Below are 12,535 nucleotides of genomic sequence, written 5' to 3' on the forward strand. Positions count from 1 at the left end.
CAAGAGCCCGCAGAACAACGCAGCCTGAGCATTTTTTATGCATTTGCCTATAATTGGTGCTCAAATATGAGGCTTATCGCATTAAACGGCAGCGAACGCCTTGCGATCACCCGTGGCTGGGAGTGAATCTTCATAAAAAATAGGCAGGTGCGAATGAGAGAGACAAGCCGGTGGCAGCCGACTCGACCTGAGCGGGTGAAAAGTCCCTCATCTCGCATCATGCCTCTATAAAATTGGCACGCTACATGCATACTGGAAGGCGAGCGGGTGAGACCCAGCTTTACAGGGAGAAGCGGAGAGACATTTTCTCATGAAAAAGATCGAAGCGATCATTAAGCCCTTCAAGCTCGACGAAGTGAAGGAAGCCCTTCAAGAAGTCGGCCTGCAAGGCATAACCGTCACGGAAGCCAAAGGCTTCGGGCGGCAGAAGGGACACACGGAGCTCTACCGGGGGGCCGAATACGTCGTCGATTTCCTGCCGAAGGTAAAGGTGGAAGTCGTGCTGGCGGACGAGAATGCGGAAGCCGTCATTGAGGCCATCCGCAACGCCGCCCAGACAGGCCGCATCGGCGACGGCAAGATTTTCGTGTCCAATGTGGAGGAAGTGATCCGAATCCGCACCGGTGAGACCGGCATCGACGCCATCTGACTGACTGACCGTCCAAATACCCCCATCCGATCCTGGGGGCCGCCCGGCCCCGATTTTCCAACTGCGTCATCTCACACAGGGAATTGCAAACCATGACGACTGCCAGTGAAATTCTGAAGCAGATCAAGGACAACGACATCAAGTTCGTCGACCTGCGCTTTACCGACCCGAAGGGCAAGCTGCAGCATGTGACGATGGACGTTGCCGTGGTCGATGAGGATATGTTCGCCGACGGCGTGATGTTCGACGGCTCCTCGATTGCCGGCTGGAAGGCGATCAACGAGTCCGACATGGTGCTGATGCCCGACACGGAAACGGCCCATATGGACCCGTTCTTCGCCCAGTCCACCATGGTCATCGTCTGCGACATTCTCGACCCGGTTTCCGGTGAAGCCTATAACCGCGATCCGCGCGGCACGGCGAAGAAGGCCGAGGCCTATCTCAAGGCATCCGGCATCGGTGACACGGTGTTCGTCGGTCCCGAAGCCGAGTTCTTCGTCTTCGACGACGTCAAGTACAAGGCCGACCCGTACAATACCGGCTTCAAGCTCGACAGTTCCGAATTGCCCTCCAACGACGACACGGATTATGAGACCGGCAACCTCGGTCACCGTCCGCGCATCAAGGGCGGCTATTTCCCGGTGCCGCCGGTCGACAGCTGCCAGGACATGCGCTCCGAAATGCTGACGGTGCTTGCCGAAATGGGCGTCACTGTCGAAAAGCATCACCACGAAGTGGCCGCCGCCCAGCACGAACTCGGCGTCAAGTTCGACGCGCTCGTGCGCAACGCCGACAAGATGCAGATCTACAAATATGTGGTGCACCAGGTTGCCAACGCCTATGGCAAGACCGCGACCTTCATGCCGAAGCCTGTTTTCGGCGACAACGGCTCGGGCATGCACGTTCATCTTTCCATCTGGAAGGACGGCAAGCCGACCTTCGCCGGCGACGAATATGCCGGACTGTCCGAAACTTGCCTCTACTTCATCGGCGGCATCATCAAGCACGCCAAGGCACTGAACGCGTTCACCAACCCGTCAACGAACTCCTACAAGCGTCTCGTTCCGGGCTATGAGGCACCGGTTCTGCTTGCCTATTCGGCCCGCAACCGCTCGGCCTCCTGCCGCATTCCGTTCGGCAGCAACCCGAAGGCAAAGCGCGTCGAGGTCCGCTTCCCGGATCCGAGCGCCAACCCCTATCTCGCCTTCGCCGCCATGCTGATGGCCGGCCTCGACGGCATCAAGAACAAGCTGCATCCGGGCAAGGCGATGGACAAGGACCTCTACGACCTGCCGCCGAAGGAACTGAAGAAGATCCCGACGGTTTGCGGCAGTCTGCGCGAAGCGCTGGAAAGCCTCGACAAGGACCGCAAGTTCCTCACCGCCGGTGGCGTCTTCGACGACGACCAGATCGACTCGTTCATTGAGCTCAAGATGCAGGAAGTCATGCGCTTCGAAATGACCCCGCATCCGGTCGAATACGACATGTACTATTCCGTCTGATGACGGGATTGTCGGCGCATCAGATGCGGCTGGTCCAATCGACATGAAAGCGAAAGGCGGGTTTCGATCGAAGCCCGCCTTTTCTCAAATGCGACAGAAGCGATGCATTTCCGCGAGGTTCATGGGGCTATTGATGTTCCACATGCGACACCCCAAATAATCGTCTGAAAGGATGTGTTGCGTCATGAAACAAAGAAACGCGAAATTCGAAATCGGCCAGATCGTTCGCCACCGGTTCTTTCCGTTTCGGGGCGTCATCTTCGACGTCGATCCGGAATATGCAAACACCGAGGAATGGTGGAACTCCATTCCCCAGGAAATCCGCCCGAGCAAGGACCAGCCCTTCTATCATCTGTTCGCCGAAAACGACGAAAGCGAATATGTCGCCTATGTCTCCGAACAGAACCTCGTCTCCGACGAGAGTGACCAGCCGATCCGCCATGCTCAGGTAGACGCCTTGTTCGAGAAGGCGGATGTGGGGCATTATAGGCCGAAGTCCAACTATCGCCATTGAGCTTATGGTACGGCTCGTCCACGGCCAAGGTCAGACCGGCTCATGGATACGCAAGGTGCGACGGGAAACCGTTCGCACTTTTTACTGCGGCTTCCAAATAGAAAAGCGCCCGGCGGATAGCCGGGCGCTTTTTCAATTTTAGAAGTGAAGCGATTACTGCTGCTTGGCAGCCTTCTGCGCCTCTTCCAGCTTCTTGCGCGCGTCTTCCGCCTTCTTCTGCATTTCTTCCTGCAGCAGGCGCTGACGCTCTTCGAGCTGCGACTGTTCGATCGGCTCGCCGTCGAAGACGCCGGTGAACCCTTCCAGCGTCATCTTGATCGGGTTGGGCGCGCGCTGGAAATTGACCGACGTGAAGACGACTTCATTGCCCTTCTTCAGGTTGGCGATCAGCGCGTCGGAGAGCGGCGCCTCGGCAACGCACTTGTCGGGCATGCAGATGGCGTAGTCGAGCTTGACGCCCTTGCCACCGTCGATCTGCATCTGAACGCCCGGCGGGATCATGCGCGCGGAGGGGACGGAAACCTGCACGACCTTGCGGTTCACCTTGCCGGAGACCGTGATAAGTCCGACCGCGGTGATAAGCTGACCATTGTTGGCGGTGAGCAGATTCTGAACGATGCAAACGTCGTTGTCCTCCTGCTTCGTGCAAACCTTGAACCAACCCTGCGGCGGCTTGCCCTGCTGTGCAGAGGCGATGCCCGGCGCGCCGGCTGCTGCTACGGAGAGCGCCAGCGCTGCCATACCCGCGCGTTTGGTGAAGTTCGACTTGAAGATCATTGTGATTCCGTCTCCTGAAAACCGGCCACGGAACAATTGTTCCGCTGGTGAGTATCGTCAGCCCGCCGTCCTGTTGGCCAAATGAGGCTTTTGAATGGCCCCGATTCCGGAAACACCTGTTACATTGGCTCGTGCCGTTTATCCAGTGTTTCGTTGCATTTTTTGCAACTCGGCGACAGCGGACACCGTCTGCCAGGCGCACTATGACATCGTCGGTCCATGCGGACGGCGCGCGGACGTCTTGCCGCTGCCGTGTTGGAAATATCCCTGCGCATTGGTAACGTGCCGGGAATCGGACCGTCTGTTCCTACGGGAGGTGAAGTTGCGCGCAGTTCTATCCGGCCTGGTCATGCTTCTGGCGACCAGCCTATCGGCCAATGAAGCCGCCGCCGCACCGGTGCACGCCATCTCCATGCACGGCGAGCCGGCCCTCCCGGCTGATTTCAAGCATTTCCCCTACGTCAAGCCGGACGTCAAGAAGGGCGGAAAGGTCTCCTACGGCGTGGTCGGCACCTTCGACAGCCTCAACCCCTTCATCCTGAAGAGCATGCGCACCACCGCGCGGGGAATGTGGGATCCGGGCTTCGGAAACCTGGTCTACGAATCGCTGATGCAGCGCTCCCAGGACGAGCCTTTCACCATGTATGGGCTGCTTGCGGAATCGGTCGAGTGGGACGACGACCGAACCTTCATCCAGTTCAATCTCAATCCCAAGGCGCGCTGGGCCGACGGCGAGCCGGTGACCGTCGATGACGTGATCTTCACCTTCGAACTGCTGCGCGACAAAGGACGCGCGCCCTTCAGCAACCGGCTGGCGAAAGTCGAGAAGATGGAGAAAGTCGGCGAGCGCAGCGTGCGCTTCGCCCTGAAGGAAGATGCCGACCGCGAGTTCCCGCTGTTGCTGGCGCTTTCGCCGGTGCTGCCGAAACATGCCATCAATGTCGAAGCCTTCGACAGGACGACGCTCGAGCCGCCGCTCGGTTCCGGCCCCTATCGCGTCGCCGAGGTGAGACCGGGCGAACGGATCGTCTATCGCCGCAATCCCGACTATTGGGGCAAGGATCTGCCCTCGAAGATCGGCGTCGACAATTATGATGAGATCTCGGTCGAATATTTCCTCCAGGACAACACGTTGTTCGAAGCCTTCAAGAAGGGCGAGATCGACCTCTATCCGGAAGGCAGCGCCACCAAATGGGCGCGCGCCTATGATTTCCCCGCCGTTCGCTCGGGTGACGTGATCAAGGAGAGCTTCAAGCCGAAAACGCCATCCGGTATGCTCGGCTTCGTCTTCAACACCCGCAGGCCGATGTTCAACAACGTCAAGCTGCGGCAGGGCCTTGCCCTGGTGTTCGACTTCGAATGGGTCAACAAGAACCTGTTCGACGGCGCCTATACGCGGACACAGAGCTACTGGCAGAATTCGTCGCTGTCCTTCCTTGGCGTCGCGGCCGACGATCGTGAGCTCGGGTTGATGGGCGACGTCCGGGAGAAGATCAACCCGGCCATCCTCGACGGGACCTATCGGCTGCCGGTTACCGACGGCTCCGGCCGCGACCGCAACGTCTTGCGCGAAGCGGTGACGCTGCTTCGCGAGGCGGGCTACTCGATCAAGGACGGCAAGATGGTCGATGCCAAGGGCACGCCGCTTGCCTTCGAGATCATGAGCCAGAATGCCGGCCAGGAGAAGATCGCGCTCGCCTACCAGCGCTTCCTTGCGCCGCTCGGGATTGCGGCAACGGTCCGAACGGTCGACGATTCCCAATACCAGCTGCGCAGCCAATCGTTCGACTATGACGTGATCATCAAGTCCTATCCCTCGTCTCTGTCTCCCGGATCTGAGCAGATATCCTACTGGGGCTCGGTCTCGCGGGAACGCCAAGGGAGTTCCAACTTCGCCGGCGTTGCCGACAAGGATGTCGACAAGCTGATCAACAACATCCTGCAGGCGCGTACACCGGAGGATTTCACTGCCGCCGTCCGGGCGCATGACCGGCTGCTGGTCAACAACGCCTATCTCGTGCCGCTCTACCATCTGGATGAACAATGGATTGCCCGCTGGAAGCACATCGGTCGTCCCTCGGCGGTGCCGCTCTACGGCTATCAACTGCCGACCTGGTGGGACGAGCGGGTGCAGTAGGTAGCCTGGTTCCCTTTTGGTAACGCATTGAAAGACGTGGCCGGCCGGCCTATGTCGCTGCTTCGGAGCATTTTGCGGGCATCACTTGACGCCGCACGAATGCGGCAGAAAACAAGCAGAGGGCGGCGCGAACGGAGCGCATCCCGCTCTGTCGAACAGAAAGGCCGCCACCATGGAAACCGTCAATATCGATATCGTCTGGGACGTCGTCTGCCCGTGGTGCTATCTCGGCAAGAACCGCCTCGACCAGGCGATCGCCAATGTCGCAGGCGAAATCGATGTCGTGATCCAGTGGCGCCCTTATCAGCTCAACCCCGACCTGCCGCCGGAAGGCGTCGATCACAAGCGCCATCTTGCGGCAAAGCTCGGCGGTCAGGACGCGGTCGACCGGGCGCATCAGATGCTCGATGGTTTGGGGCGGGAAGCCGGAATCGCCTTTGACTTCGATGCCGTGAAGATCAGCCCCAACACGCTCGATGCCCATCGCCTCATTCGCTGGGCGTCCACCAGCGGCACCGCTGCCCAGGCCGAGACCGTACGGCTGCTTTTCAAGGCGAATTTCGAGGAAGGCAAGAATGTCGGCGATCACGCGGTTCTGCTCGACATCGCCGAACAGGCGGGCCTGGACCGGCCCGTCATTGCCGCGCTTTTCTCCTCCGATGCCGACAAGGATGCCGTCAAGCAGGAGATCGACATGGCCCGGGAGATCGGCGTGACGGGCGTTCCCTGCTTCATCATCGAACAGCAATATGCGGTGATGGGGGCGCAATCCGTCGAAGTGCTGACAAATGCGCTTCGCGAAATCGCCCAGATGAAGGCGGCCCGCCCGGCCAACTGATCGTCAATAGCGGCGCCGGCCTGCGGCGCCATCCTCGTTTCACGCTGGCTTGGCGAGCGTCGCGAGCTGGGTCATCACCATGGCCGCGCCCGAGAGGCGCTTGTCCGGCGTGACGAGTTCGCGCTGGAAGAAGATGCTCTGGTCCGGCCTGATCTTGGCGAGCGTTCCCTGCTTGGCGATATGCCCGACAAGGGCTGCCGGATTGGGAAACTCCTTGTTGCGGAACTGCACCACGACGCCCTTCGGCCCGGCGTCGAGCTTTTCGACATTCGCCGTGCGGCAGAGCGCCTTGATGTAGACGATCTTCAAGAGGTGCTGGACCTCGATGGGCAGCGGGCCAAAGCGGTCGATCAGTTCGGCGCCGAAACCGTCGATCTCCTTGAGGTCGGTCAGTTCACCGAGGCGGCGATAGAGGCCGAGCCGCAGATTGAGATCGGGAACATAGTCCTCCGGGATCATCACCGGCGTGCCGACGGAAATCTGCGGCGACCAGCCGGTGTCGTGGATTTCCTCGTCACCCTTGAGCTCGGCGACCGCCTCCTCCAGCATCTGCTGGTAGAGCTCGAAACCGACCTCCTTTATGTGTCCGGATTGCTCCTCGCCGAGCAGGTTGCCGGCGCCGCGAATGTCGAGGTCGTGGCTGGCAAGCTGGAAACCGGCGCCGAGCGTGTCGAGCGACTGCAGCACCTTGAGACGGCGTTCCGCCGGGCCGGTCAGTGTCTTGTTGACCGGAAGCGTGAAGAGCGCGAAGGCGCGCACCTTGGAGCGCCCGACCCGCCCGCGAAGCTGATAGAGCTGCGCCAGGCCGAACATGTCGGCGCGGTGCACGATCAGCGTGTTGGCCGTCGGCACGTCGAGCCCCGACTCGACGATCGTCGTCGACAGAAGCACGTCAAAGCGGCCTTCGTAGAAGGCATTCATGATGTCTTCGAGCTCGGTTGCCGGCATCTGGCCGTGCGCCACCGCGACCTTCAGTTCCGGCACGTCGGATCTCAGGAAGTCGTGGATCTCGGAAAGGTCGCTCAGCCGCGGGCAGACATAGAAGCTCTGGCCGCCCCGATAGTGCTCGCGCATCAGCGTCTCGCGGATCACCAGCGCGTCGAAAGGCGAGATGAAGGTTCTGACTGCCATGCGGTCGACCGGCGGCGTGGTGATCAGCGACAATTCGCGGACGCCGGTCAGCGCAAGCTGCAGCGTGCGCGGAATGGGCGTCGCCGAGAGCGTCAGCACATGGACGTCGGTCTTCAGCTCCTTCAAGCGTTCCTTGTGCTTAACGCCGAAGTGCTGCTCCTCGTCGATAATCAGCAGGCCGAGATTGGCGAACTTGATCGAGGAGCCGAGCAGCGCGTGGGTGCCGACGACGATATCCGTCTTGCCGTCGGCGACTTCCTTCTTCGTCAGCGCCAGATCCTTCGAGCCGACGAGGCGCGAGGCCTGCTGAATGCGGATCGGCAGCCCGCGGAAGCGATCGGAAAAGGTCTTGAAATGCTGCCGCGCCAGCAAGGTCGTCGGCACGACGACGGCAACCTGCACGCCGTTCATCGCCGCTATGAAGGCGGCACGCAGCGCCACCTCGGTCTTGCCGAAGCCGACGTCGCCGCAGACGAGGCGATCCATCGGCCGGCCGCCGCCGAGATCGTCGCGGACCGCCTCGATCGAGTTCAGCTGATCCTCGGTCTCGTCATAGGGGAAGCGGGCTGCGAACTCGTCATAGACGCCGTCCTGCGCAACGAGGACCGGGGCGTGCCGCGTGTGCCGCTCGGCAGCGATGCGAATGAGCCCGCCGGCCATGTCAAGCAGCCGCTTCTTGAGCTTCGCCTTGCGCGCCTGCCAGGCGACACCGCCAAGCTTGTCGAGGATCGCATCGGTCCCCTCGGAGCCGTAGCGCGACAGAAGCTCGATGTTCTCCACCGGCAGAAACAGCTTCGCATCGTCGGCATAGACGAGCTCCAGGCAATCATGCGGTGCGCCGGCGGCCTCGATCGTGCGCAAGCCGACGAAGCGGCCGATGCCGTGTTCGGCATGCACGACGTAGCTGCCCTCGTCGAGCCCCGTCACTTCGGCGATGAAGTCGGCGCCGCGCTTGCGGCGCTTCGAACGGCGCACCATCCGGTCGCCGAGAATGTCCTGCTCGCCAATGACGACGAGATCGCCGGTCTCGAATCCGGATTCGAGGCTCAAAACCGCTGATGCGGCCTCGCCCGGCTTCAGCGAGCGCAGATCGGCGAGCGCCTTCACCGGACGGATATTGGCGAGACCGTGCTCGGCGAGCACCTGAAGCAGGCGGTCGAGCGAACCTTCCGACCAGCCGGAAATGACGACCTTCGAGCCCTTCGCCCGCTTCTCGGCTATGTGTTTGACGGCCTGATCGAAGACATTGGCGCGAGCGCGGTCACTCTCCTCTGCTTCCCCTGCGGCCTTCGCCCAGCGCACCCCCTGCCGCGCCTCGATGGTGACGACCTGACGGGCTTCGCCCTCATGTTCGGAAAACGGCGACAGGCGCACGGCATTGCGCTCGGCTAGGCCGGCCCCGAAACCTTTCGCGCTGAGATAGAGCAGGTCCGGCGGCACCGGCTTGTAGGGCGTGCCCTGCGATATCTGCGACTTGCCGGGAGATGCGGAGGCCTGGCGCGCCTCGTAATAGTCGAGAATGAGCTTCGACCGCTCCGCCGCCGCTTCGCGCGCCAGGTGGTCCGTGACAATGCGGAAGCCATCGAGATAGTCGAAGATCGTTTCCAGGCGATCGTAGAAGAGCGGCAGCCAATGCTCCATGCCGGCATAGCGGCGTCCTTCGGAGACCGCCTGATAAAGCGCATCGTCGCGCGTCGCGGCGCCGAAAAGCGACAGATACCGCGTGCGGAAATGGCTGATCGTCTCCGGCGTCAGCGACACTTCGCTCATCGGATTGAGAGTGAGCGACCGCACCTGCCCGGTGGTTCGCTGGCTCGCCGGATCGAAGGAGCGGATCGTTTCCAGAGTGTCGCCGAAGAAATCAAGCCTGAGCGGCTCGCCGCTGCCAGGCACATAGACGTCGAGGATACCACCGCGCACGGCAAACTCCCCGACCTCGCGCACGGTCGGCACGCGCTCGAAGCCGTTTCGCTCCAGCCGCGCGGCAAGATCGTCCATCTGTACTTGATTTCCGGGTCGCGCCGAAAAGGCGAGACTCTCGATCACGTCCTGCGGCGAGGTCTTTTGCAGGGCCGCATTGACCGTCACCAGCAGGATTGCCGGGTGCGGCTTGTGCCGATGCGCAATCAGGGCGCTGAGCGCCGCGAGCCTTCTCGCCGAAGTGTCGGCGCTCGGGGAAACGCGGTCATAGGGCAGACAGTCCCAACCCGGCAAAGTGAGAACCGGGATGTCGGGCGCCACGAAACCGAGCACCTGCTCGAGATCCCCGATCCGCTGGCCGTCGGACAGAAAATAGGCGACCGGCGCGCCGGAGCGTGCCAGATCGGCAAGGATCAGCGCTTCGGCGCCGGAGGGTACCGGCCCGATCGTCACTTCCCGCGCGGCAGAAAGAATTCTCTTCGCGTCAAGGCCAGGGATCATCGTCGAATTCATTCCGCCTCTTGCTGAACGGGGTCGAAGTCCGGCCGGTAGGCGGCTATGCGCGCAAACAGCGCCGTTGCGAAGCGCTCGGGCAGCGGCATTTCTCCGGTGATCCAGCGAACGAGATCGTTGTCTTCCTCGCGCATGATCGTTTCGAGCTCATCCAGTTCCTGTTCGGAAAGGGTGGCAAGCTCCACTTCCGCGAATTGCCCGAGTATCAGGTCCATCTCGCGAATGCCGCGATGCCAGGCGCGGAAGAGGATCCTGCGCCGACGCGGATCAAGATCGGCGCTCGTGCGCGAAATGCCGGTCATGGAACGTCCTTCCTGTCACCCGCCGCAGCAGCGGATCCTGTTCACGGGCTCTATAAACGCTGGAAAGCGGCTTGTCAGCCTTGCCAAGGCCGGATTTCTTGTCGCAATTTCATGGTCATGCGCCCTGCCCTGCTTGATCCGCTGTTTTCTCCGCTCGATAGCCTGCCCGGCATCGGCCCCAGGACCGGCGAGCTCTACGCGCGCCTGCTCGGACGCGAGTCGATCGACGACTGCCGCGTCATCGATCTCCTCTTCCACGCGCCCCACTCGCTCATCGACCGGCGCCGGCAGCCCGGCATCGCGTATGCGCCACAGGGATCGATCGTCACCATAACCGGCCGCGTGGACCGGCACCAGCCATCCCCGCGCGGCCGGCCGAACGTCCCCTATCGCGTCTTCCTTCACGACGATACGGGCGAACTGGCTCTCACCTTCTTCCGGGTCAAGGGAAACTGGCTGGAAAAAGCCCTGCCGGTCGACGAGACAGTGATCGTCAGCGGCAAGGTGGACTGGTTCAATGGACGCGCTTCGATGGTGCACCCGGACTACATGGTCCGCGCGGCCGAAGCCGAAAGCCTGCCGCTCGTCGAACCGGTTTACGGATTGACCGCCGGCCTCACGCCGCGGCCGTTGCGAAAATCGATCGAAGCGGCGCTGGCGCGCGTTCCCGATCTTCCGGAATGGCTGGACGACACCTTGCTGCGCCAGCAAGGCTTTGCGAGCGCAAGGGATTGCTTCCATCGCCTGCACGAGCCGCGCGACGAAACCGACATCGCCCCGCAGGCACCGGCCCGCCGCCGGCTTGCCTATGACGAATTTCTCGCCGGACAGCTGTCGCTCTCCTTGGTGCGCCAACGCTTACGCAAGGTTGCCGGAACGCCGGTGCGTGCCACGGGCAAGCTGAGCGGACCGGTCATCGCCGCCCTGCCCTTCTCCTTGACGGCCAGCCAGTCGGCCGCCGTCGGCGACATCCTTGCCGACATGTCCGGAGCCGAGCGCATGCTGCGTCTGCTGCAGGGCGATGTCGGCTCCGGCAAGACCGCCGTCGCGCTGATGGCAATGCTTGCCGCTGTCGAATCCGGCGGCCAGGCGGTGCTGATGGCCCCGACGGAGATCCTCGCCCGCCAGCACCATGCAACGCTCCAGAAGATGGCGGCGCCGGCGGGCATCACGATCGACGTCCTGACCGGCAGGACGAAGGGCAAGGAGCGCGACGCGATCCTCGAGCGCATCGCTTCCGGCAAGACGCAGATGGTCATCGGCACGCATGCGCTGTTCCAGGATGCAGTGAACTATCGGCAGCTGGTGCTCGCCGTCGTAGACGAGCAGCATCGTTTCGGCGTCCACCAGCGGCTGCGGCTCACCGCCAAAGGCATCTCCCCGCATATGCTGGTGATGACGGCGACACCGATCCCGCGCACGCTGGTGCTGGCCGCCTTCGGGGACATGGACGTCTCGAAGCTGACGGAGAAGCCGGCGGGGCGAAAGCCGATCCAGACCGTCACCATTCCGGCCGAACGCACCGACGAAATCGTCGAGCGGCTCGATTCGGCGCTTCGCCAGGGCAAGAAGGCCTACTGGATCTGCCCGCTGGTGGAGGAATCCGAAGAGACCGACACGATGTCCGCCGACGAGCGCTATCAAGGCCTCGTGCAGCGTTTCGGCAAGGACGTTGGCCTCGTCCATGGCCGCATGGCCGGGCCGGACAAGGACGCCGTCATGCTCGCCTTCAAGAACGGCGAGATTCGCGTGCTGGTGGCGACGACGGTGGTCGAGGTCGGCGTCGATGTTCCGGATGCGACGATCATGGTGATCGAGCATGCGGAGCGCTTCGGGCTTGCGCAGCTGCATCAATTGCGCGGCCGCGTCGGGCGCGGCGACGAGGCTTCGACCTGCATCCTGCTCTACAAGGGACCGCTGAGCGAAGCCGGGCACGCCCGCCTGTCTATCCTGCGCGAGACTGAAGACGGTTTCGTGATTGCCGAAGAGGACCTGAAACTGCGCGGCGAAGGTGAACTGCTCGGCACGCGGCAATCCGGCACGCCGGGATTTCGCATCGCCAGCCTCGAGGCGCATGCGGATCTTCTGGAAATTGCCCGGAAGGACGCCGGCTATATGATCGAGCGCGACCCGGAGCTGACGACGGAGCGCGGCGAGGCGTTGCGAACACTGCTCTACCTCCACCGGCGAGACGAAGCGATCCGCTTCCTGCGGGCCGGTTGAGGGCGCCGCTAAAAGCGCTTGACCCGAGG

At 62.2% G+C, this 12,535-nt stretch carries 9 protein-coding genes; 6 read left to right on the forward strand and 3 right to left on the reverse strand.

Features of this window, described 5'->3' with window-relative positions:
* Positions 1-310: 310 nt before the first annotated feature.
* From CO664_RS08555 to hspQ, 3 genes are all read left to right on the forward strand, one after another.
* Positions 311-649, forward strand: coding sequence for a P-II family nitrogen regulator (locus CO664_RS08555; RefSeq protein WP_011975544.1), 339 nt, complete (start codon positions 311-313; stop codon positions 647-649).
* Positions 650-741: 92 nt separating this feature from the next.
* The gene (glnA, locus tag CO664_RS08560) at positions 742-2,151 is read left to right on the forward strand and encodes a type I glutamate--ammonia ligase (protein WP_037421841.1); all 1,410 of its coding nucleotides are present in this window, start codon (positions 742-744) and stop codon (positions 2,149-2,151) included.
* A 184-nt stretch (positions 2,152-2,335) separates the two neighbouring features.
* Positions 2,336-2,665 carry a heat shock protein HspQ gene (gene hspQ / locus CO664_RS08565; RefSeq protein WP_037421838.1) on the forward strand — a complete coding sequence of 110 codons (330 nt, stop codon included), beginning with the start codon at positions 2,336-2,338 and terminating at the stop codon, positions 2,663-2,665.
* 153 nt (positions 2,666-2,818) lie between these two features.
* On the opposite strand, the gene CO664_RS08570 is transcribed toward hspQ, so the two are convergent.
* On the reverse strand, positions 2,819-3,442 hold the full coding sequence (locus CO664_RS08570) for an invasion associated locus B family protein (RefSeq protein ID WP_097538425.1): 624 nt from the start codon (positions 3,440-3,442) through the stop codon (positions 2,819-2,821).
* A 322-nt stretch (positions 3,443-3,764) separates the two neighbouring features.
* On the opposite strand from CO664_RS08570, the gene CO664_RS08575 reads away from it, so the two are divergent.
* Together CO664_RS08575 and CO664_RS08580 are read left to right on the forward strand one after the other, a co-directional pair.
* Positions 3,765-5,579, forward strand: coding sequence for an extracellular solute-binding protein (locus tag CO664_RS08575; protein ID WP_097538426.1), 1,815 nt, complete (start codon positions 3,765-3,767; stop codon positions 5,577-5,579).
* A gap of 172 nt (positions 5,580-5,751) precedes the next feature.
* Positions 5,752-6,417: a DsbA family protein gene (locus CO664_RS08580; RefSeq protein WP_097538427.1), complete on the forward strand. Its 666-nt coding sequence runs from the start codon at positions 5,752-5,754 to the stop codon at positions 6,415-6,417.
* 39 nt (positions 6,418-6,456) lie between these two features.
* On the opposite strand, the gene mfd is transcribed toward CO664_RS08580, so the two are convergent.
* Complete coding sequence (mfd, locus tag CO664_RS08585; RefSeq protein WP_234820142.1) at positions 6,457-9,981, reverse strand: transcription-repair coupling factor; 3,525 nt, start codon at positions 9,979-9,981, stop codon at positions 6,457-6,459.
* Entirely contained in the window at positions 9,978-10,283 is a 306-nt protein-coding gene (locus CO664_RS08590) for a succinate dehydrogenase assembly factor 2 (protein ID WP_037421826.1), read from the reverse strand. The genes mfd and CO664_RS08590 overlap by 4 nt, the downstream gene beginning before the upstream one ends.
* A 117-nt stretch (positions 10,284-10,400) precedes the next feature.
* Between CO664_RS08590 and recG the strand changes: the two genes are divergently transcribed.
* Positions 10,401-12,506, forward strand: coding sequence for an ATP-dependent DNA helicase RecG (recG, locus tag CO664_RS08595; protein ID WP_097538625.1), 2,106 nt, complete (start codon positions 10,401-10,403; stop codon positions 12,504-12,506).
* Positions 12,507-12,535: the final 29 nt, after the last annotated feature.

The sequence above is a fragment of the Sinorhizobium sp. NG07B genome (genome assembly GCF_002532005.1).
Lineage (GTDB): Bacteria > Pseudomonadota > Alphaproteobacteria > Rhizobiales > Rhizobiaceae > Sinorhizobium > Sinorhizobium fredii_C.

Coding starts and splice junctions, on each gene's coding strand:
- CO664_RS08555 (WP_011975544.1), top strand. CDS start 311: ATGAAAAAGATCGAAGCGATCATTAAGCCCTTCAAGCTCGACGAAGTG.
- glnA (WP_037421841.1), top strand. CDS start 742: ATGACGACTGCCAGTGAAATTCTGAAGCAGATCAAGGACAACGACATC.
- hspQ (WP_037421838.1), top strand. CDS start 2,336: ATGAAACAAAGAAACGCGAAATTCGAAATCGGCCAGATCGTTCGCCAC.
- CO664_RS08570 (WP_097538425.1), bottom strand. CDS start 3,442: ATGATCTTCAAGTCGAACTTCACCAAACGCGCGGGTATGGCAGCGCTG.
- CO664_RS08580 (WP_097538427.1), top strand. CDS start 5,752: ATGGAAACCGTCAATATCGATATCGTCTGGGACGTCGTCTGCCCGTGG.
- mfd (WP_234820142.1), bottom strand. CDS start 9,981: ATGAATTCGACGATGATCCCTGGCCTTGACGCGAAGAGAATTCTTTCT.
- CO664_RS08590 (WP_037421826.1), bottom strand. CDS start 10,283: ATGACCGGCATTTCGCGCACGAGCGCCGATCTTGATCCGCGTCGGCGC.
- recG (WP_097538625.1), top strand. CDS start 10,401: ATGCGCCCTGCCCTGCTTGATCCGCTGTTTTCTCCGCTCGATAGCCTG.